This window comes from Chromobacterium alkanivorans, from assembly GCF_016937655.1.
In the GTDB taxonomy this organism is placed as follows: Bacteria; Pseudomonadota; Gammaproteobacteria; order Burkholderiales; family Chromobacteriaceae; genus Chromobacterium; species Chromobacterium alkanivorans.
Genome location: NZ_JAFHKL010000006.1, coordinates 170,918 through 191,474 on the forward strand (window position 1 = coordinate 170,918; position 20,557 = coordinate 191,474).

The 20,557-nt window shown below is 64.7% G+C and carries 21 protein-coding genes; 7 read left to right on the forward strand and 14 right to left on the reverse strand.

What is annotated here, in order from left to right; genetic code table 11:
• Positions 1–186: 186 nt before the first annotated feature.
• On the reverse strand, positions 187–831 hold the full coding sequence (locus tag JW897_RS12455) for a TetR/AcrR family transcriptional regulator (RefSeq protein ID WP_205466336.1): 645 nt from the start codon (positions 829–831) through the stop codon (positions 187–189).
• 291 nt (positions 832–1,122) lie between these two features.
• On the opposite strand from JW897_RS12455, the gene JW897_RS12460 reads away from it, so the two are divergent.
• Both JW897_RS12460 and JW897_RS12465 read left to right on the forward strand, forming a co-directional pair.
• Positions 1,123–3,009, forward strand: coding sequence for a methyl-accepting chemotaxis protein (locus JW897_RS12460; protein WP_205466337.1), 1,887 nt, complete (start codon positions 1,123–1,125; stop codon positions 3,007–3,009).
• 127 nt (positions 3,010–3,136) lie between these two features.
• Positions 3,137–3,571, forward strand: coding sequence for a hypothetical protein (locus tag JW897_RS12465; RefSeq protein WP_081574618.1), 435 nt, complete (start codon positions 3,137–3,139; stop codon positions 3,569–3,571).
• An 84-nt stretch (positions 3,572–3,655) separates the two neighbouring features.
• Here JW897_RS12465 and JW897_RS12470 read toward each other — a convergent pair whose 3' ends face one another.
• Positions 3,656–4,108 carry an LEA/WHy family protein gene (locus JW897_RS12470; RefSeq protein ID WP_048415647.1) on the reverse strand — a complete coding sequence of 151 codons (453 nt, stop codon included), beginning with the start codon at positions 4,106–4,108 and terminating at the stop codon, positions 3,656–3,658.
• 27 nt (positions 4,109–4,135) lie between these two features.
• On the reverse strand, positions 4,136–5,026 hold the full coding sequence (locus tag JW897_RS12475; RefSeq protein WP_205466338.1) for a LysR family transcriptional regulator: 891 nt from the start codon (positions 5,024–5,026) through the stop codon (positions 4,136–4,138).
• A 123-nt stretch (positions 5,027–5,149) separates the two neighbouring features.
• On the opposite strand from JW897_RS12475, the gene JW897_RS12480 reads away from it, so the two are divergent.
• Positions 5,150–5,581 (forward strand): CidA/LrgA family protein, encoded by a 432-nt coding sequence (locus JW897_RS12480; protein ID WP_205466339.1) that lies wholly within the window; start codon positions 5,150–5,152, stop codon positions 5,579–5,581.
• Positions 5,571–6,254, forward strand: a complete 684-nt coding sequence (locus tag JW897_RS12485; protein ID WP_048415644.1) for an LrgB family protein — start codon at positions 5,571–5,573, stop codon at positions 6,252–6,254. Before JW897_RS12480 ends, JW897_RS12485 begins: the two co-directional genes overlap by 11 nt.
• A 179-nt stretch (positions 6,255–6,433) precedes the next feature.
• On the opposite strand, the gene JW897_RS12490 is transcribed toward JW897_RS12485, so the two are convergent.
• The gene (locus JW897_RS12490) at positions 6,434–7,093 is read right to left on the reverse strand and encodes a YiaD family glycine zipper/OmpA-like lipoprotein (protein ID WP_048415643.1); all 660 of its coding nucleotides are present in this window, start codon (positions 7,091–7,093) and stop codon (positions 6,434–6,436) included.
• The gene (locus tag JW897_RS12495) at positions 7,090–7,560 is read right to left on the reverse strand and encodes a Cd(II)/Pb(II)-responsive transcriptional regulator (RefSeq protein ID WP_048415642.1); all 471 of its coding nucleotides are present in this window, start codon (positions 7,558–7,560) and stop codon (positions 7,090–7,092) included. Before JW897_RS12495 ends, JW897_RS12490 begins: the two co-directional genes overlap by 4 nt.
• A gap of 143 nt (positions 7,561–7,703) precedes the next feature.
• Here JW897_RS12495 and JW897_RS12500 point away from each other — a divergent pair, with 143 nt between their 5' ends.
• Positions 7,704–10,088 carry a heavy metal translocating P-type ATPase gene (locus tag JW897_RS12500; protein ID WP_205466340.1) on the forward strand — a complete coding sequence of 795 codons (2,385 nt, stop codon included), beginning with the start codon at positions 7,704–7,706 and terminating at the stop codon, positions 10,086–10,088.
• Positions 10,089–10,252: 164 nt separating this feature from the next.
• Here the strand turns inward: JW897_RS12500 and JW897_RS12505 are convergent, their stop codons facing one another.
• A complete protein-coding gene (locus tag JW897_RS12505; protein ID WP_205466341.1) occupies positions 10,253–10,924 on the reverse strand; it encodes a putative metalloprotease CJM1_0395 family protein in 672 nt (223 codons plus the stop codon).
• 209 nt (positions 10,925–11,133) lie between these two features.
• Here JW897_RS12505 and JW897_RS12510 point away from each other — a divergent pair, with 209 nt between their 5' ends.
• Positions 11,134–11,640, forward strand: coding sequence for an acyl-CoA thioesterase (locus JW897_RS12510; protein WP_048415641.1), 507 nt, complete (start codon positions 11,134–11,136; stop codon positions 11,638–11,640).
• A complete protein-coding gene (locus JW897_RS12515) occupies positions 11,633–12,319 on the forward strand; it encodes a TIGR01621 family pseudouridine synthase (RefSeq protein WP_205466342.1) in 687 nt (228 codons plus the stop codon). Before JW897_RS12510 ends, JW897_RS12515 begins: the two co-directional genes overlap by 8 nt.
• A gap of 28 nt (positions 12,320–12,347) precedes the next feature.
• Here JW897_RS12515 and JW897_RS12520 read toward each other — a convergent pair whose 3' ends face one another.
• From JW897_RS12520 to ccoG, 8 genes are all read right to left on the reverse strand, one after another.
• Positions 12,348–13,172: a ChbG/HpnK family deacetylase gene (locus JW897_RS12520; protein WP_048415639.1), complete on the reverse strand. Its 825-nt coding sequence runs from the start codon at positions 13,170–13,172 to the stop codon at positions 12,348–12,350.
• Positions 13,173–13,226: 54 nt separating this feature from the next.
• Positions 13,227–13,634: a GtrA family protein gene (locus JW897_RS12525; RefSeq protein ID WP_205466343.1), complete on the reverse strand. Its 408-nt coding sequence runs from the start codon at positions 13,632–13,634 to the stop codon at positions 13,227–13,229.
• On the reverse strand, positions 13,631–14,644 hold the full coding sequence (locus tag JW897_RS12530) for a glycosyltransferase family 2 protein (protein WP_205466344.1): 1,014 nt from the start codon (positions 14,642–14,644) through the stop codon (positions 13,631–13,633). Before JW897_RS12530 ends, JW897_RS12525 begins: the two co-directional genes overlap by 4 nt.
• Positions 14,637–16,136: an ArnT family glycosyltransferase gene (locus JW897_RS12535; RefSeq protein ID WP_205466345.1), complete on the reverse strand. Its 1,500-nt coding sequence runs from the start codon at positions 16,134–16,136 to the stop codon at positions 14,637–14,639. Before JW897_RS12535 ends, JW897_RS12530 begins: the two co-directional genes overlap by 8 nt.
• A 178-nt stretch (positions 16,137–16,314) precedes the next feature.
• Positions 16,315–17,691: a peptide MFS transporter gene (locus JW897_RS12540; protein WP_048415635.1), complete on the reverse strand. Its 1,377-nt coding sequence runs from the start codon at positions 17,689–17,691 to the stop codon at positions 16,315–16,317.
• Between the two features lie 447 nt (positions 17,692–18,138).
• Positions 18,139–18,558: a YbaY family lipoprotein gene (locus JW897_RS12545; RefSeq protein WP_205466346.1), complete on the reverse strand. Its 420-nt coding sequence runs from the start codon at positions 18,556–18,558 to the stop codon at positions 18,139–18,141.
• Entirely contained in the window at positions 18,558–19,085 is a 528-nt protein-coding gene (locus JW897_RS12550; protein WP_048415634.1) for a FixH family protein, read from the reverse strand. Before JW897_RS12550 ends, JW897_RS12545 begins: the two co-directional genes overlap by 1 nt.
• Before the next feature lie 3 nt (positions 19,086–19,088).
• Entirely contained in the window at positions 19,089–20,540 is a 1,452-nt protein-coding gene (gene ccoG / locus JW897_RS12555; protein ID WP_048415633.1) for a cytochrome c oxidase accessory protein CcoG, read from the reverse strand.
• Positions 20,541–20,557: the final 17 nt, after the last annotated feature.

Consider the following 20,557-nt stretch of genomic DNA (forward strand, 5'->3'; position numbering starts at 1 on the left):
GATCTGCTGCGCTTCATCGATACGGCGTTGAAAGCGACTGCGAAATGCTCATGTACCAAGTGTACATTCCGCTTTCTTAGCCGCTTTCGCCTTGTCTCGCTCTAGCTCGCGAGATCGTGGATGGATTTTAAGGCCGCATGCAAAACACCCCTGGCAAGCCAGGGGTGTTTTTTTATGCGCCGCCGTTCAGGCGTAGCGCGCGCAGACGCGGTCGAAAGGCGGCCGGTAGCGCGGGTCGACGTAAGGCGTCAGCAGATAGAGCAGGCTGCGACAGCCGTCCTTCACCATGCGTTCGAGTTCGGCCGGCGTGGCGGAATGCTTGAGCGTGGTCACCCAGCCGGTCTGCACCATCTGAAAGTGCTGAACCAGGTGGGCCAGTTGCTTGTCGTCGCCCAGCAGCACCCCCTGTTCGCGCAGGCGGGCGAACAACTGGGCCAGCCTGCCGGCCAACTGGCCGCGCGACAGCTGCTGGTGGTTTTCCGCCAGTTCCGGGTGCAGGTAGTACAGGCTGGGCATGCTCTTGGGCAGGAAGCGGAAGCTCCAGATGTGGCGCAGCGTTTTTTCCATCGCGCCCACCATCGCCTCGATCGAGTTGCTGTGCCGGAGCGCGGCGGACAGCTGTTCCGCCATGCCCTTGACGTAGCGCTGGTATAGCTCGCTGATGATCTCTTCCTTGTTGCGGAAGTGATAGTACAGCTTGCCGGTGCTGATATTCATCCGCTCGGCGATATGGTTGGTGGTGATGACGCGTTCGCCCTCCTGATTGAACAGCTGTAGGCTGGCGTCGACGATGTTCTGAAAGGTTTGCGACCGGTTGCCGCTTTTACTCATCTTGGCCCCTTTCTGTCTAATAACCGGGCGCCGTCCATTGCCGTGACGGCGTCCAGGCGCCAGTATCGCTCAAATTGGGGTGCAATTGTCGTTGTTAGGGCAAATTGTCGACATTTTGTGACGCGAGAATCGGCAAGACCAGGTTTGCGGCCGCTCTGAATATTTGAAACGCATGATTGAGCTCTTAGTTTGATTTAAAACATGCGCAAATATTTAAAGACATTGTTATTTTTAACAATGCATGACATCTCGTATGACGGATAATAACGCTTTTATCAGCAACGGCTTATCATGCGCTCCATCCGTCACAAGCTCACGCTGCTGACAGCGGTGTCCATTCTGGTCGCCACGCTCAGCATCACCATCACCGCCTGCCTGAACATCCGCGCCCACGCTTACCAAGAGGCGGAGCGCGAGATCAACCAGGTCGCCCAACTGCAGGGCGGCTTCGTGTCCGAATGGCTGTCGGTCCGCAAGAACCTGATCAGCGCCAGCCTCAGCCACGCCGACGACGCGCAGGTCAGCTACTATCTGCAGCAGCTGGCCAAGGGCGGCGGCTTCAACGTGATCTACGCCGGCAACGGCGTCACCGGCGACATGAAGTATTCGGTGCCGGGGCGTCCCAAGCCCAGCGCCGACTACCAGCCGGCGCAGCGGCCGTGGTTCCAGCAGTCCAAGGCCCAGGACGGCCTGATCGTCACCGATCCGTACAAGGACTCCGAGCCGGAAACCAAGGACAAGCTGGTGATCACCATCGCCGACAAGGTCAAGGGCCAGGACATCGTGGTGGGCGGCGACATCCTGATCGACAAGCTGGTCAAGTCGGTGCTGGACATCAAGCTGGCCGGCAAGGGCCACGCCTTCCTGCTGACCAAGCAGGGCAAGATCATCGCCTATCCCAAGCCGGGCAATGAGCTCAAGCCCATAGGCAGCGTGATTCCGGCCTTGGACGAGGCCGCGTTCGCCAGCCTGCTGCAAAGCGACCAGGCCAAGAGCGTGGACATCGACGGCGGCGCCTATATGGTGGCCTTGCGGCCTATCGCCGGCTCCGACTGGGTGATGGGCGTGGCCGCGGACGAGGAGGTGATTTCCTCCCAGGTCAACGGCATCATCTGGCTGATCGCCGGCGCCGTCGCCATCGTGCTGGCGGTGATGCTGACCTTCAGCTCCGCCTATCTGGGCCGCCTGCTCAAGGGCCTGTTCCAGGTGCGCGACGCGATGCGCGAAATCTCCCAGGGCGAAGGCGATCTGACCCGCCGCATCGAAGTGGCCGGCGAGGACGAGGTGGCGCAGACCGCGCAGGCCTTCAACCAGTTCGTGCAACGCCTGAACGGCATGTTCCGCGAATTGCGCGACGAGGCCGGACAACTGACCCAGGGCGTGATCGAAGTCAGCGGCGCGGTGAAGCGCCTGGCCGACGACTCCCACGTGCTGGCTGACATTTCCAGCTCCAACGCCGCGGCGATCGAGGAAGTGACGGTGAGCATCTCCCACATCGCCGACGCCACCCGCGAAACCGACAGCCTGGCGCGCAATACCGGCGAGCATTCGCGCGAAAGCGCCAACGACATGCAGCGCATCAGCAGCGAGATGTCGCGCACCAGCGAATCGGTGGGCGAGCTGTCCGGCCTGCTGGCGTCCTTGGAGCAGCGTTCGCAGGAGATTTCCAAGATCACCAACGTGATCCGCGACATCGCCGACCAGACCAATCTGTTGGCCTTGAACGCGGCGATCGAAGCCGCGCGCGCCGGCGAGCAGGGCCGCGGCTTCGCGGTGGTGGCCGACGAAGTGCGCAAGCTGGCCGAGCGCACCGGTCAGGCCACGGTGGAAATCAGCCAGATGGTGGAAAACATCCTGGGCGAAACCGGCAAGGCGGTGCAGAACATGAACAGCACCGTCGGCGCGGTGGACAATAGCGTGGAGTTGACCGCCCAGGCGCGCGCGCGCCTGACCGCGATCAGCGAGGCGATGCAGCAGGTGGTGGACAAGATCGGCGACGTGGCCCTGTCCACCAGCGAGCAGCACAACGCCACCACGGCGATGGCGCAGAGCACCGAGTCGATCAACAACCAGATCATCGATTCCGACTCCGCGCTGCAATCGGCGATGCAAACCCTGGGCGCCTTGAACGATCTGGCGCGCGGGATGCAAAGCACCTTCAACCGTTTCCGTCTGTAAACCAGCGGATTGTCCGCGCAAGGAAACTCTTGCGCGGCCCCATGGTCAGTCACACTGCGCCGGCTCCGTTCAGGGGCCGGCGTTTTGTTATGCTATGGATAGTGAAACGGGGATTGAAGGATTTCGGATGAAAAGACTGATGATGGTGTCGGCGCTGCTGCTGACCGCCTGCGGCACCTTTCCGACGCAGGAAGGCTATGCGCAGAAGGCATATTACTGGCAGGGCCGCGACGTGAATCAATTGCTGGCGGAGTGGGGCGCGCCGCAGAAAACGCTGAAGATGCCGAACGGCAACATGCTCTACACCTACAGCAAGGAGTTCACCCAGCGCGAGCCGCTGCGCGAAAACCGCGTGTACGAGCCGGGCGCCAAGGTGACTTACAACGAGAACGGCCAGACCAAGACCATAGAAACGCCGGGACGCTGGGTCAATACCGGCATGATAGGCGGCGGCTCCACCCATTACAGCTGCACCACCAACTTCGTGGTCAATCCCAAGAGCCAGCTGGTGGAGACCGTCAGCTTCGAGGGCAACAACTGCGTGGCGGTGCCGCGGCAGTGAGTGCCGGCCCCGTCGTCGACGGGGCCGCGGGCAGATAGCGGCGGCCCGGAGCCGGCAAGGCCGCGCAAGGCGGCGACGGGGCGTTTATTGGCCGGGCAGCTTCCATTCGCCCTTGCTGCGGAACGGCACCCGGCCCATGCCGTTCAAGTCCTCCAGCGTGCCGTTCAACTGGTACTCCAGCTTGCCGCCGTTGCCGGCCTCCATCGCCTTGCCTATCTGCTTCAGCCAGCCGGCCAGCGAGGTGTGCAATTGCAGCGTGATCAGGCCCTCGCCCAGCGCCGGCACCGCGATGGCCTGATTGCTGACCCCGGTGGCCAGCTTCTCGCCGGCCACGTTCAGCTCCAGCGTCATGCCCTTGGCGTTCAAGGCCAGATTGTTGGGATTGCTGACCCGCAGGCTGACATCGAAGCTTTGTTCGAACAGCGTGGCCCGGCCGGGCTTGACGTCGGCGATGCTGACTTGGGGTTTCTGGTAGTTCAAGGCCGCGCAACCGCTCAGCAGCAGCGCGAACAGGGCGATGCCCAGATATCGTTTCATCTTCGGTTTTCCTTGAGTTGACTGGCTTTATTCCAAACCGCCCAGCACATCGCGCGTCACCGCCAGCCAGGCGCGCGCCGCGTGCGACAAGTATCCGTTCTTCTGCCAGATCAGCGCCAGATGCCAGACCAGCTTGGGTTCGGCCAGCGGGATCACGTCGTAGTCGGCGCGGTCCAGCCGTTCGACGATGGAGCGCGGCAACAGGGTGACGCCCATATGGGCCGACACCAGTTCCACGATGAAGTCCCAATGCGCGCTGCGCCCCACCACGTGCAGCGGACGGCCCAGCTCGCGGAAGGCGTCGCTGACCCGGCGCGCCAGCGTGAAATCCTGAGGATAGAGCACGAAGGGCTGGTCGGCGATCTGTTCCAACCGCACCACGCTCTGGCCGCGCCAAGGCGAGCCAGCCGGCGCCACCAGGCACAAAGGGTCGCGCACCACGGCGAATTGATCGAAAGCCTGATTGTCCACCGGCAGCACCGCCACGCCGATTTCCAGCTCGCCGCTGCGCACGCTGCTCTCGATCGCCAGCGCGCCGTCTTCCACCATCTTCAGTTCGATCTGCGGATAGCGCTGACGGAAGCTGCTGACCACCGGCGCGAAGAAGGCCACGCCCACCATCGGCGGCAGGCCGACCACCAGTTCGCCGCGCTTGAGCGCAGACAGGTCGGACAGCTCGGTCTTCAACTGGTTCATCGCCGACAACACGTCCAGGCCGCGCTCGTAAGTGGCGCGGCCGGCGTCGGTGAGGCGGAAGCTGCGGCCTTCGCGCAAGATCAGCGGGCAGGCCAATTCTTCCTCCAGCTGGCGCACCATCTTGCTGATGGTGGGCTGGGTCACGTAGAGGGCCTCGGCCGCCTTGGTGAAGCTTTGGCGTTTGACCACCTCGATGAAGTAGCGCAGCGCGCGGATGTCCATAGATGCCTTAGTCCGGGTCGTGCATTCCAGATTGGAATGCGTGAAATAATTTTAATTCATTTTTTGAATGTATGCCGGCGCTCTATACTCGAAACACTCCCTGTGTTGTGTAGTGGCTCAATCATGGCAAACCCGAATCTTTCCGCATTCAAGCAAGTGGCGCTGACCATCGGTCAGGTGGCCTTGCTGAGCGTGGTGTGGATCGCGGCCAGCCAGTTGAGCAGCCATTTCCTGCCTGTGGTGCCTGCCGGCGTGCTGGGGATGTTCCTGGTGCTGGCGGCGCTCTGGCTGGGCTGGTTGCCGCTGGACTGGTGCCGCAGCGGCGCCCGCTGGTTGTTGGCCGAAATGCTGTTGTTCTTCATTCCCGCCGTGGTGGCGGTGATCCAGTACCCGGACGTGATCATGGCCGCCGGGCTGCGCATCGTCGCGGTGATCGTGCTGTCCACCTTGCTGGTGATGGCGGCGACCTCCTGGGTGGTGGACAAATGTTACCGGTTGGAAGTCGCCATGCGCTGGCATGGCCGCCAGAAACAGGTGAAGACGCATGGAGCATGAGATCGCACTGGCCAGTCTGCTGATTACCGTTGTTTTGTACGGACTGGTCAAAAAGTTTTATCTGAAGAAGCGCAACTGGTGGAGCGCCCCGATCCTGGCGGTGCCGCTGCTGGTGATTGCGCTGGTGGTGTTGGCCAAGGTGCCGTACCGGGTGTATTTCGAAGACACCCGCTGGCTGACCTGGATGCTGGGCCCGGCCACGGTGGCCTTCGCGGTGCCGATCTACGAGCACCGCGCGATGATACGCCGGCACTGGCTGTCGCTGAGCTGCGGCGTGCTGGTGGGCATGCCGGTGGCGGTGTTCAGCTCGATCTGGCTGGCGCGCCTGCTGGGTTTGTCCGAGCTGTTGCAGCGCAGCCTGGCGCCGAGATCGATCAGCACCCCGTTCGCGCTGGCGACGGCCTCCGGCATCGGCGCCTCGCCGGACCTGACCGCGGTGTTCGTGGTGATGACCGGGGTGTGCGGCATGTTGCTGGGCGAAGTGATGCTGGCCTGGATGCCGCTGCGCTCCAGCCTGGCGCGCGGGGCCTTGTTCGGCGCCGCCGCTCACGCGGCCGGCACCGCCAAGGCCAGCGAACTGGGCGCGGAAGAAGGCGTGGTGGCCAGCCTGACCATGATGCTGGGCGGTTTGGCGACGGTGTTCGCCGCGCCGCTGATAGGTTTGTTGTTGTAGTTTGTGTGTGTACTTGTTGTGACCGCATTCCCGTGGGGTGGCGTGCGGTGGTTTCTCCTCATCTCCCCAAACGAGCGTTGTTAGGGCCGACCCAGTGGGTTGGCCCATTTTTTTTGCCGCTCCGCCGGCGCGGGCGCGAAAAAGCCCGGCTGGAGCCGGGCCTGCAGGTCTGCCGCCGCTCAACCCATCTGCTGCGGCGTGATCATGATCTCCACGCGGCGGTTTTTCGCCTTGCCGCTGTCGCTGGCGTTGCTGGCCACCGGCTGGGCCGCGCCGTAGCCCATGGTGCGCACCCGCACCGAGTTGACGCCCTGGCCTTGCAGGTATTCGGTCACCGACTGGGCGCGCTTCTCCGACAGCGTCTGGTTGAAGGCGGCGGCGCCGGTGCTGTCGGTGTGGCCGGCCACGGTGATCGAAGTGTCCGGGAACTGCACCAGCACGCCGGCGATGTCGCCCAGCGGCTTTTGCGCCCTGGCGTTCAATTGATAGCCGTTGGTGGGGAAGGTGATGTTGTCGGGCAGGGACAGCTTGAGCTGGTCGCCAATGCGCTCGACCGCGATCTGGCTGTTCTTCAGCTTCTCGCGCAACTGTTTTTCCTGGTAATCCATATAGCCGCCGATGCCGGCGCCGATCGCGCCGCAGGCCAGCGCCGAATTGCGGGCGCCTTTGCCGCCATGGGTCAGCGCGCCCACCAGTCCGCAGGCCGCCGCGCCGCCCAGGCCGTAGAGCGCGGTCTTGCTGATCTCGGTCTGGCCGGTTTGCGGGTTGGTGGTGCAGGCGGACAGGGCCAGCGCGAACAGGGTCGCGGCGGCGGTGGCGGGCTTGAACAAACGGGTCATTGCTTCTCCATGGAATGTGGGTGGGGGTGGGGATCCTGGCCGAAGGGCGTGTGGCAGACGCAAGGCTCGCCTTCGGACGCTTCCACCAGGGTTTGCAGAATGCCGCATTCCGCCACGGTGTGATGGTCGTGGCAGCGGTCGCGCAGCGCCAGCAACTGTTGCTCCAGCAGGCGCAGGCTTTCCACTTGCTGATGAACCTTGCTGACCTGGCGATCTATCAACTGGTTGATGTCGTCGCAGGCCAGCGAGGAGTCGGCCTTGAACGCGGCCAGCTGGCGGATGTCGGCCAGCGACATGCCCAGCGAGCGGCAGTGCAGGATGAAATTCAGTTCGCCCAATTGCTCGGCGTTGTAGCGGCGGTAGCCCGAGGCGCTGCGCAGCGGCGCGGACAGCAGGCCCTCGCGTTCGTAATAACGGATGGTTTCCACTTCGCAGCCGGTCTGGCGCGCCAGTTCTCCAATCAGCATCTCAGTTCTCCCGCAAGGCGCCCGGCGACGGGCGGTGGCGACGGTTCTCCGCCGGATGAGGAAATTTTAGCAAAAAAGCTTGACCTTGTAGCGACTATAGGGTTTGCAATGAGCCTATATCAATCCGACCAAGGGAGGCCACCATGTTCCATCCAGCGCAAAGACGGCGGCGCGGGTTCGCGCCGCACGCCGGCCACGCATCTTGCCGCGGCGGCGAGGGCAAGCCCGATCCGCGCCCGGCGGACGATTGCTGCGGAGGCAAACTGGAGGCGGCGTTGCCGGCTCAAGCGGCCGGACATGTCCACCAGCACGGCCATGATCATGGTCATGACCACGATCATGGCGGCAAGGCCTGCTCGGGCCACGATCACGACGCGGAGGCGCCGCGCGCGGTGTCCTTGGGCGAGGGCGGCCGGCAGCAGGCCAGGCTGCACATCCAGGCGATGGACTGCCCGACCGAGGCCAAGCTGATTGAAAAAGCCCTGGGCGGTATGACGGGAGTGGCCGCGCTGGAGTTCAACTTCATCGAACGCGTGCTGCTGGTGCGCCATGACCTGCCCAATCTGGACGGCGTCAAGCAGGCCATCGCCAAGGTGGGCATGAAGGCGGTGGAGCTGAGCGACGCCTCCGCGCCGGTGGAACAGCCCAAGGTTTCGCGTCGCAGCAACTGGTTGTTGGCGCTGTCCGGCCTGGCCGCGGCCGGCTCCGAAGGCGTGGCCTGGCTCAGCGGCGCGGATCAGGGCTGGGGCAGCGCGGCGTTGGCCTTGGCTTCCATCCTGCTGGGCGGCATCCCCACCTTGAAAAAGGGCTGGATCGCGCTGTCCACGCGCACGCTCAACATCCATTTCCTGATGTCGGTGGCGGTGATAGGCGCGATGCTGATCGGCCAGTGGCCGGAAGCGGCGATGGTGTTGTTCCTGTTCGCCATCGCCGAGCGGCTGGAAGCGATGTCGCTGGCGCGCGCCGGCGAGGCGGTCAAGGCCCTGATGTCGCTGGCGCCGGAAACCGCCTGGCTGCAGAGCGGCGGCGAATGGGTGGAGCGGCCGGCCGCCGAAGTGGCGCCGGGCAGCCGGGTGCGGGTGCGTCCGGGCGAGCGGGTGCCGCTGGACGGCCGCATCGAGCAAGGCCACAGCGCCTTCAACGAGGCGCCGATCACCGGCGAGAGCCTGCCGGTGGACAAGTCGCCGGGCGACGCGGTATTCGCCGGCAGCATCAACGGCAGCGGCGTGGTGGAAGTGCTGACCACGGCGGCGGCCAACGGCAGCGTGCTGGCGCGCATCATCGACACCGTGCGCAACGCCCAGGCCAGCAAGGCGCCGACGCAGCGTTTCATCGACCGCTTCGCCGAGGTCTACACCCCGGTGGTGCTGGCGGCCGCGCTGCTGTTCGCGGTGGCCACCCCCTTGCTGGGCTGGCTGAGCTGGGGCGAGGCGATCTACAACGCGCTGGTGATGCTGGTGATCGCCTGCCCGTGCGCGCTGGTGATCGCCACGCCGGTGACCGTGGTCAGCGCGCTGGCCTCCGCCGCCAAGCACGGCCTGCTGATCAAGGGCGGCGCGCCGCTGGAGATGGCGGCCCGGATAGACGCGGTGTGCTTCGACAAGACCGGCACCCTGACCGAGGGCGAGCCGCAGGTGACCGAGGTGGTGGCGCTGGCCGACGCGGACCAGGATCAACTGCTGCGCTGGGCCGCGGCCCTGGACGCGCATTCCACCCATCCGCTGGCCAAGGCGGTGTTGGCGGCGGCGAGCGCGCGCGGCCTGTCCTGGCCGGAGGCGGAACAAGTCAGCGAGCAGGCCGGACGCGGCGTCAGCGGCCTGGCCGACGGCCGGAAGCTGGCCTTGGGCAGCAGCCGGCTGGCGCGGGAGCAGGGCGCTTTGAGCGAGGGACTGCGGACCGAGCTGTCGCGCCTGGAGCTGGCTGGCCAGGGCGCGCTGGTGTTGCTGGAGGGCGAGCGCGCGCTGGGCGTGATCGCGGTGGCGGACCGCATTCGTCCGGAAGCGCCGGCGGCGCTGCGCCAGTTGGCCAAGCTGGGCGTGGCGACGGTGATGTTGAGCGGCGACAACCAGCAGGTGGCGCAGGCGGTGGCGGCGAAGACCGGCATCGTCGAAGCCCACGGCGGCCTGCTGCCGGAAGACAAGCTGGAGCGCATTGTTCGCTTGCAAGCCTCCGGCAAGACGGTGGCGATGGTGGGCGACGGCGTCAACGACGCGCCGGCGCTGGCCCGCGCCGACCTGGGCATCGCCATGGGCGCGGCCGGTTCCGACAGCGCGCTGGAAACCGCCGGCGTGGCGCTGATGGACGACAAGCTGGCCAAGCTGGCGGACTTGCTCAGCCACGCGCGGCGCACCTCGCGGGTGCTGAAGGTGAATATCGCGGTGGCGCTGCTGACCAAGCTGGTGTTTTTCGGCCTGGCCATGTTCGGCCTGGCCAGCTTGTGGATGGCGGTGTTCGCCGACGTGGGCACCAGCCTGGTGGTGATCGCCAACGGTCTGCGGCTGGCGCGCGGCGTGCGCAAGGCGGAGTGATAGAAACGGCGCCTGGTTCACAGGGCCTGTTCAAAGTTTTGCGAGCAAGGGCGAGACAAGGCGTTGCGGCTGAGAAAGCGGAATGTATTCGTGGTGCATGCGTATTTCGAAGCCGTACTCACCGTGTCACGTTTCACGACGCGCAGCAGATTTTGAACAGCTTCTCAGGCGTAGGTATCGATGTTGGACCCCAGCCCCGGGCCTTGCCGCTCGGGGCTGTTGATTTGCTGCCGCGCCTGTAGCGGGCTCAGTCCCTGCTTGCCGGCCTGCTGCTGCATCAGTTCGATGCGGGCTTGTTGTTCCATCTGCGCCGCCGCGGCGGCCACCGCGCGGTCCTGGCCGGACGGGTCGGCCGGCGCCAGCGCCGCCCTTTGCACGGTCTGCGCGTTGGAAATGGTTTCCTGCGGCGTGCTGCCCCGCGCCAGGCGAATGCCGACCTCGCCGCCTATCGCGTACTGCTTGCCGTCCGGGCCTTGCTGATAGGTGTAGGTGGCGCCGCCGCCGGCCAGCGCGCCGCCGCTGGTCAGATGCGCCTGCTCGTGCTGGCGCACTTCGCTGTCTCTCGCCTTCAGCGCTTCCACTTGTTTCTGCTGCTGTTCGTCCAGCGGCTTGCCGTCGGCGCCTAGCGTGGCGTTGGGCCGGGCTTGCTCTTTCTGATCGACGGCGCTTGAGCTTGAGTCGGCGGCCGGGGTTCCGGGCGCAGCGGTGGCCGCCGTCGGCGTCGCGGCGCTGGCCAGACTTTGCTGGCAGGCCGGACACTGGCAGTTGGCGCCATGGCTGGCCTGCAATGCGTAGCCGCCATAGCCTCCGTAGCTGGATATCCCGGAAATGCTCATGAATTCATTGCCTTAGCTTGATATTTCCAGTTTAGCCGCTATGCGGGGTTTTTGTCCAAAAGCGATTGCGCGAGCGGCGGGGGCGGAAATCTCGCTCGAAACTGTTTAAAACAAGTTTATGAGCGCAAAATACGCCGTTTCGAATCTTTGCGCGACCACGTGGAGCGCCGCGAGCGGCGGCGGACGGGGTCCGATTTTGGGAGTGAGGCATGGGGCAACAGGTGGATCAGGCGAGCCAGCGCGAACTGGTGATGTCGGTGTTGATGACGCCGGACATGGCCAATTTTTCCGGCAATGTCCACGGCGGGGTGTTGCTGAAGCTGCTGGACCAGGTGGCTTACGCCTGCGCCAGCCGTTACGCCGGCTGTTACGTGGTGACCTTGTCGGTGGATCAGGTGCTGTTCAAGCAGGCCATCCACGTCGGCGAACTGGTGACCTTTCTCGCCAGCGTCAATCACGTGGGGCGGACCTCGATGGAGGTGGGCATCAAGGTGGTGGCGGAAGACATTCAGAAGCGCACGGTGCGCCACACCAATAGCTGTTATTTCACCATGGTGGCGTTCGAGAACGGCAAGGCGGTGCCGGTGCCGCCGCTGACGCTGGAAACGACGGAGCAGCAACACCGTTTCCGCGACGCGGAAATCCGCAAGAAGATGCGGATGGAAACCGAGCAGCGCATGCGCCAGGCATCCCGCCAGGACGGCGCCGATGCCTGAGGCGGCGTTCACCTTATTGCATAGCGATCCGCGTTTCTATCTGTTGGACAAGGCGCCCGGCGTCAGCTTCCACCGCGACGGCGAGGAGGCCGGCCTGATGGAGGCCTTGCGCGCCGGCTTGGGCGACGAGGCGGTGTGGCCGGTGCATAGGCTGGACCGCATCACCTCCGGCCTGATCCTGGTGGCGCGTTCGGCCGAGACGGCGGCGCGGCTGGGCGAGGCCTTCGCCGGCCGCGAGATCGAGAAATATTACCTGGCGCTGTCCGACCGCAAGCCGGGCAAGAAGCAGGGCAGGGTGGCCGGAGACATGGCCAAGGGGCGCGGCGGCGCCTGGCGTTTGCTGAACAGCCAGCAGAACCCGGCGGTGACGCAGTTTTTCAGCTATTCGCTGCAGCCCGGCCTGCGTTTGTTCCTGCTGCGGCCGCGTAGCGGCAAGACGCATCAGTTGCGGGTGGCCTTGAAGTCGCAGTCGGCGCCGATACTGGGCGATCTGCTGTACGGCGGCACGCCGGCGGATCGAGGCTATCTGCACGCTTACGCGCTGCGTTTCGAACTGGAGGGCGAGCGCTTCTGTTTCGTCTGCCCGCCGAGCCGGGGCGAGGCCTTTTTGTCCGAGGCCTGCGGCGCGGCGCTGCAGCAGCTGGCGCGGCCGTGGGAGTTGAGCTGGCCGGCGGTGTGAGCGGCTAGGCTTGGCCGGGGCCCGGCTTTCAGGCCGCCATCGGCGCGGGAGCGGGCGCGGCCTTGTCGAAGCGCGCCACTTCCACGTCGTACTGGCCGCAAAGGTCGGCGAAGGCCTGGCTGCCGAGGAAGCGGTATTCCTTTTCCCGCGTCGCGGCAATCGGATCGTCCTTGTCGGCGGCCGGGTGGCCGGGGTGGCACATGATCAGCCCGCGGTCAGGGGTGCGCGCCAGCCATTGCTGCATCAGTCCGGCGAAGTCGGCTTGCGGCGTCAACGAGTACATGCCGCCGAACCAGGGCGTGGTGCTGAAGCCCTGTTCGCGGGCGCCGTCGTCGAAGCCGGTGCTGACGCTGCGCAGCACCAGCGCCTTGAGCCGGTTGTCGCCGGGGTGGCCCAGGCGGTCCGGCGAGCGCAGATAAGGCAGCGGCTGCTCTTGCCAGCGCTGGGCGATGGCTTCGAACAGCGCGTCGCGAACCACCGGCAGCGCGTGCACATGCTGATGGCCGTCGATGAAGTCCGGCAAGCGGCCGTAATGCTGGCAGAACAGATCGATTTGCAGGACCGCGGCATCGCGCAGCATCGGGCGCGACAGCTGGCGCAGCTGGCTTTTCATCAGCCAATGCGACAGCGGGCGGACGTGTTCGCCAAAGGGGTGGCTCAAATTGAAATGCAGGCCGATGTCGGCTTTGCCGTCGAAGGCTTTCAGTTCGGAAGCGCGGCTGGCCCAGCTGGGCGCCTGGCTCATCACGCTGGTGGCGGACAGGCGGCCGGCGGCCAGCAGTTCCAGAATGCCGGCGCTGATGGCGTCGGACTGGGCGAAGTCGTCGGCGCAGAGTGTCAGTCGTTTTGTCATGGGGGGTGTGACCGCGGCAAGCGGATAAAGTTTTATACCCGTTTGTGCTGGAAATTAAGGGGTTCTGTGTAGTTTTTGTGCCGTCGACGGGCCGCGGAAGGCCCACAGCTTGCTGAGCGCGAAGGTCAGCGCCGCCACGACGATCAGCACCAGCAACAGGGCGGCGCGGTAATTCAGCGGGGTGAAGCGCAGCAGCAGCGCGTACATCGCCTCGTTGACGACGAAGCTCAGGCAGGCGACGCCGAAGAAGCGCGGTAGGGCCTGGCGGTGAGGGATGTGCCGGGCCTGGAAGGTTTGTTGACGATGGCCCCAGTAGCTGACCTGGAAGGCGATCAGAAAACCCAGCACATTGGCGTGCAGCGGCGCCATGCCCAGCGGCACCAGCAGCCAGGCCACCACGCCGAAGTGAACCAGCATGGCGGAGACGCCGACCACGCCGAACCAGAACAATTCGCGGCTCATTCCGCCGCGTCCCCGGCGCCCGGCTGGCGGCGGCCGCTGATGCGGCTGACCAGATAGGTGGGGCGCTGCTTGACCTCGTCGAAAATGCGGCCGACGTATTCGCCGAGAATGCCGATGGACAGCAGCTGCACGCCGCCGAGGAAGCTGATCGCCACCGCCAGCGTCGGCCAGCCGCTGACCGGGTTGCCGAACAGCAGGGTGTGGGTCAGCTCCCAGGCGGCGTAGCCGATGGAGCACAGCGAAATCAGGCAGCCGATCACAGTCCAGATGCGCAGCGGCATATTGGAGAAGGCGGTGAGGCCGGTAATGCCCAGGTCCAGCAGCCGGCGGTAGTTGAAGCTGCTTTGACCGGCGCGGCGTTCCCGGGTCTGGGTAGGCATCGGCCGTTGGGTGAAGCCCACCCAGTGATACAAGCCCTTCATGAAGCGGTTGCGCTCCGGCATCTGGCGCAACGCTTCCACCACGCAGCGGTCCAGCACGCGGAAGTCCTGGGTGTCCGCCGGCATCTTGTGGCGGCTGCCGCTGTTGGCCAGCCGGTAGAAGACGCGGGTGAACAGGCGCTTGGCCAGCGGCTCGTCTTCGCGGCTGCTGCGCACGCTGTAGACCATGTCGTAGCCCTTGCGCCATTCCTGCAGGAACACCGGCACCATTTCCGGCGGATGCTGGAAGTCGCTGTCTATCAGCACGGCGACGTCGCCCTGGACGTGGTCGACGCCGGCGGTGAGCGCGATCTCCTTGCCGAAGTTGCGGGACAGCTGGATCAGCGTCACCGGCAGTTCCGCCGCGTGGGTCAGCACCTGTTCCACGGTGTCGTCGCCGCTGCCGTCGTCCACCACCACCAGCTCATGGCGGTAGCCGGCGTCGTTCAGCAGCTGATGCAGGGTTTGCAGCATCGGCACGATGTTGGCGGATTCGTTGTAGGCCGGCACCACGCAGCTGACCAGCGGGTCGGCCGGGCGCTCCTTGGCGCGTTGGGCCAATAGATAGGGCGGCACAAAAGCCTCAGTCATGCTGGGCGTCCTCGCGTTGGGCCGGCTGCGCGCGCGCGGCGTCGCCGAGCAGCAGCACGGTGTCGTTCATGATCTGGAAGCGGCCCAGCGGGGCGAAGCGGGCGCGGACGTCGGCGGGCAGCCGCGCCAGCTCGTTCTCGTCGCTGACGATGAAGCTGCCGGGCTTGCCGGCCAGCCAGGCGCGCAGCTGCTGCGGGTCCTGAGTGGCGCGGGCGCGGCCGTGGGAATAGAACTCGGCGGAGAACTCGCGGCGGCCGGCCCAATAGACCAGGGCGCTGTCCTTGCTCGGGTTTTGCGCTTGCCAGGCGGCGATCACCTGCTTCTGAGTGCGCAGGTAGCGATTGCCGTCGTAGTGGTTGAAGGCCAGCAGCGCCAGCATCAACAGGCCGCCGACCGCGGCGATCCACGGCAGCGCGCTGCGCTCGGCGCCGTCGGCGCGCGCGCGCCGCCACAATTCGGCGAACAGCAGCGCGCAGCCCGGCAGCATGGGCAGCGAGTAGGGGAAGATGATGTTGCCGGACAGGGTGAAGAACAGCAGGGTCATCAGCGTCCACAGCGCCAGGTAGAGCAGCCAGCCGTCGTCGTCGCGGCAGAGCCGCGGCAATTTGGCGCCGTGGCGGAGCAGCCAGGCCAGCATGGCCAGGGACCAGGGGAAGATGGCCGCCAGCGCGTACAGCCAGATCATGCCGCGCGGCGTGGCGTGGGCGAAGCCGTATTTGTCGCCTTTCCAGCCGGCGTCCAGGAAGCGGCTGACGTGCTCGCCCATAATGAAGTAATCGAGGAAGCCCGGGGTGCGCAGCTCGGCCAGCGCGTACCAGGGCGCGGCGACGGCGAACATCAGCAGGGTGCCGCTGATCCACGGCAGCTTGCGCCACAGCGCCAGCCACTGCATGCGCAGCAACACCCAGAAGAAGATGGGCATGCCCACCAGCACGATGGCCAGCGGGCCCTTGGCCAGCAGGCCGAGGCCGAGGCCGACGAAGAAGACGTAGCCCCAGCCGCGGCTGCCGCGCGTCAGCGCGTGCCAGAAGGCGGCCTGGCTCAGCGTCACGCAGAACAGCAGCGCCGGGTCGGTCATCACCGTGCCGGCGGCGCCGAGGAAGAGCAGGCCGCTGGCCAGGATCAGCGCGGCGGCCATGGCGGCTTCGCCGCCGCTGCGCTTGCGCATCAGGTGGGCGCTGAGGCCCAGGGTGGCGACGGCCAGCAACAGCGAGGGCAGGCGCGCGGCGATTTCATTGACGCCGAACAGGCCCATGCCGGCGGCGGACAGCCAGCTGGACAAGGGCGGCTTGGCCCAGAACGGGATGCCGTAATCGTGCCACAGCGTCACCCAGTTGCCGGTTTCCAGCATCTTGCGGGCGATTTCGCCGTAGCGCGCCTCGGTGGTGTCTGTGAGCGGGATCACCCACATGCCGACGAGGCGGAGCAGCAATAGCAGCAGCAGGACGACGACGGCGCCTTGCTGCCAGCGGGGGAGACTTATTCTTTTCATTCGGGACGAAGGCCGTCGGCGCGCGCGGGCGCGGCGGCGAGTAAGGGCCAGGATCTGGAAGCCCCGTATGATAAAGCCTTTTCCCCGCTCTGTGTTGACCGGGGAGGGCGCAAAAAAAGCCGGCGCTCGCCGGCTTGCTGCGCGGCCGGGCAGGGCGCCCGGCCGGCGACGCTTGGCCTTATTGCAGGCCGTGCATCATTTTCTTCAGCTTGTAGGACAGCGCGAACAGCACCAGCGAGCTGACGCCGGCCATGGCCACGAACAGCATGAAGAAGTCGTGCAGATTGCTGATGGCGTAGCCGAGGAAGTGCGGCACCGGCTTGCTTGGGTCCGGGTACAGTTCCGACAGCGTGCCGGCGAACTTGTTGGCGGCGGCGTTGGACAGGAACCAGATGCCCATCATCAGACCGGTGAAGCGGGCCGGGGACAGTTTCACCACCAGCGACAGGCCGATCGGGGACAGGCACAGCTCGCCGAAGGTGTGCAGCACGTAGAGGCTGACCAGCCACAGCATGCTGACCTTGACGCCCGGCTCCAGGCCTTCCACGCCGAAGGCGATCACCAGGTAGCCCAGCGCCAGGAAGAACAGGCCCAGCGCCATTTTCACCGGCGAGTTCGGCTCGCGGTTGTTGTGGCCCAGCTTGGTCCAGATGAGGGCGAAGATGGGGGCGAAGATCACCACCGAGATCGGGTTGATCGACTGGAAGTAAGACGCCGGCACGGTGAAGCCGAGCAGATTGCGATTGGTCTGCTCTTCGGCGAAGAAGGTCAGCGAGGCGCCGGCCTGCTCAAAGGCGGACCAGAAGAAGATCACGAAGGCGGACACGATCAGAATCACCGCCAGGCGTTCTTTTTCCACGCGGGTCAGCGGCGCGTGCACCACTTTCTCGCCGCTGTCGTGGTGACGCTTGGGCGCCATGCCGATGGGCTTGCCTTCCGGGGTCACCAGGTATTTGTTCTTGAACAGCGAGAACACGACCAGGCTCAGCAGCATGCCGAAGCCGGCGGCCATGAAGCCCCACTTGAAGTCGGCCGGATGGCCGGTGTCGCCCAGGGTGCCGCACACCAGCGGCGCGATCAGCGAGCCGGCGTTGATGCCCATGTAGAAGATGGTGAAGGCGGAGTCGACGCGCTTGTCGCCCTCAGGGTAGAGCTGGCCCACCATCGAGGAAATGTTCGGCTTGAACAGACCGTTGCCGGCGATCAGCATGCCCAGGCCGCCGTACAGCAGCCAGGAGGCGCTTTGCACATTGCTGTCGTGCAGCGAGCCGGAGAAGAACAGCATGAACTGGCCGATGGCCATCAGCACGCCGCCCACCAGAATGGAACGGCGGTTGCCCCAGTAGCGGTCGGCGATATAGCCGCCGATCAGCGGAGTCAAATAGACCAGGCCGGTGTAAGTGCCGTAGATGTCGGCGGCGTGAGCCTTGTCGAACATCAGGGCCTTGATCATGAACAGCACGAAAATGGCGCGCATGCCGTAATAGCTGAAGCGCTCCCACATTTCGGTCACAAAAAGCAGGTAGAGCCCTTTGGGATGCGAAGTGGTCGACATAGATTATTTCCTTGTGTGACTTGAGTGACACCACTTGAACGAGCAAGGTCGAGTGAGGGTGTTGTTTTAGTTTTTACTTGCCTTGGATTTTGTAGGCAATTTTTGATAATAACTAGTAAATGTTTGTATGTGAAAATTTTTTAATCTTTATTGCCATACAATCGGTATTTATAGAGTAAATGCGTCACTAACTGTCTTCATTTGGCATATTTATTTGTAAGCAAAATGACAGGGACGCGTCGTGGCTTCGTATTTGGGCTATTGTCGAAAATCCCGTTGGGAGAAGGGTTTAAGCATGTCTGCGGGCGAACGGGCGAGCGCCGGACGCTTGGGGGCGCGGCGAGTCGGCGCTGAGGCAAAACAGCAACACTTGCCGGAGGGGCGGCGGGGGCGGGCAAAGAAAAAGCCCTGCGGGAAGCAGGGCCGGGAGGCGGAGCGTTTCGGCGTTTAGTTGCCGCCGACGGCGTCCAGCCGCAGCTGCGGATGTTCGGCGGCGCCGGCGCTCAGCACCTCGGTCTGGCGGCTGCTGTTGTAGCGCAGTTCGCCGTTCACGAAGATCTGGCCTTCCACCACGTAGCGGCCGTCGGGCTTGATCGCCTGCTTGTCGTAGCACAGCGAGAAGTCGGCCGGAATGCTGCGCGGCTTTTCCAGGATCTGTTCGGCCAGCAGTTGCGGCGGCGCGTCCTGGCGGCTTTGATCCAGTAGACGGACTTTGACCAGCACGTCCTTGGCCTGGGGCAGCGTGGCGCTCTGTTGCGGCGCGATGGTGCCGCTGAGGTAGGCGGGCACGAAGCCGCCGGCGTGGGCGACGCTCAAGGCCAGGCTCAAGGCCAGCGCGGGCAGGGAAAGGGTCAGTCGTTTCATCATCAGTCCACCGGCTCCAGATTGGGGTGGCCGAGCGAGACGGTCTGGCCCTCGGCTGGCTTCCATTCGCCTTGCAGCCGCCATTGCTTGGCCTGGTCTTCCAGCAGGATATACCAGTGGTTGGCCTTGACCGGCACCGCCGGCAGCACGGCCTGGTAGAGGTTGGGGCCGGCCTGGCGCATTTCCACCTGCTGGTCGAAGTCGTCCTGGGCCGGATGCACCATGCGCATGGTGATGGCGGCGGGCAGCGCCACCTTGCTGGTGGTGATCAGCCGCAGCGTGCGCTGGTCCGAACCCACCATCAGCTGCGCGCTCAAGCCCATATTGGAGGCTTGCTTGTCGCGGCGCAGCTCCATATTGATGGCCTTGCCCTTCTTGTAATAGTCGTCGGTGACCAGTCCGTCGTCGGTGCGGATCGCCGTGGCGAGGAACATCACGCCGACGATGACGGACACCAGCGGAATGCCGAACAGAATCCAGGGCCAGGGCTCGCGGTACCAGGGGCGCGGAGCGGAGTGGGTGTGCTGCATGTATTACTCTCCGATGAAGCTGGACTTCTCTTCCACTTGCAGGGAAGGGTGGTTGATGGACTGGATCAGGAAGCGGATTTCATGGCTGCCTTTGGTCGCGTACTGCGGATCGGCCTGCACGTGGACGGTGACGTCGGTGTTGCCGGTGGCGGCAACGGCGATGTCGCCGCGGTCGGCCTGCACTTTCAGGCCGGGCAAGCCCGATGCTGTGATCCTGAAATGCTGATTCTGTTCCGTAGTATTGATAATTTTAATGATATAGGTGTTTTCCAGCCAGCCGGCGTCGGTTTCGCGCACCAGCGAAGCGCGGTCGCGGATCACGTCCACCTTGAACGGTTTGCGCATCCACATGGAGCCGATGGCGGTGGCGATGACGACGGCGAGAACCAGGGTGTACAACACCACGCGCGGGCGCTTGAGCCGGGAGGCGATGGCTTTTTCCGGATATTTGCCTTCCAGCGCGTTCTCGGTGGTGTAGCGGATCAGGCCGCGCGGATAGGCCATTTTGTCCATCACCTCGTCGCAGGCGTCGATGCAGGCGGCGCAGCCTATGCACTCGTACTGCAGGCCGTTGCGGATGTCGATGCCCACCGGACAGACTTGCACGCAGATGCTGCAGTTGATGCAGGCGCCCAGGCCCTGTTCCTTCGGGTCGCTGCCTTTCTTGCGCGCGCCGCGCGGCTCGCCGCGTTTCTCGTCATAGGAGATGATCAGGGTGTCGGCGTCGAACATCACGCTCTGGAAGCGCGCGTACGGGCACATGTATTTGCACACCTGCTCGCGCATGAAGTTGGCCAGCAGATAGGTGAAGCCGGCGTAGAAGAACATCCAGAACGCTTCCCAGGGCCCGTAGTCGAAGCGCGGCGCGGCGGCGACCAGGTCGCGGATCGGCGTGAAATAGCCCACCAGGGTGAAGCCGGTCCACAGTGAAAACAGAATCATCAAGCCGTGCTTGGTGAACTTGAGGCGGAATTTGCGCAAGCTCATCGGCGACTTGTCCAGCTTGATGCGCTTGTTGCGGTCGCCTTCCACCCATTGCTCTATCCACAGCATGATTTCGGTGTAGACCGTCTGCGGACAGGAATAACCGCACCACAGCCGGCCGGCGATGGTGGTCCAGGTGAACAGGGCGAAGGCGCAGCACATCAGCAGCGCGGCCAGATAGACGAAGTCTTGAGGCCAGATGGTGAGGCCGAACAGGTAGAACTTGCGTTCGATCAGATCGAAATGCAGCGCCTGGCGCCCGTTCCAGCTCAGCCAGGGCAGGCCGAGGAAGACCAGTTGGGTGCCGATGACGAAGAGCACGCGCAGATTGTTGAACAGGCCTTTGACGGCGCGCGGATAGATCTTGGTATGCGACTCGTACAGAGAAACGGTCTCGGTGGCGTCGGGCTGCGGGCCGGCCTGGCGCGGCGGTTCTACCTTGATCGGGATTTCCTTGAGCGAATCGGACATGGGCGTTTCCTTCTCTG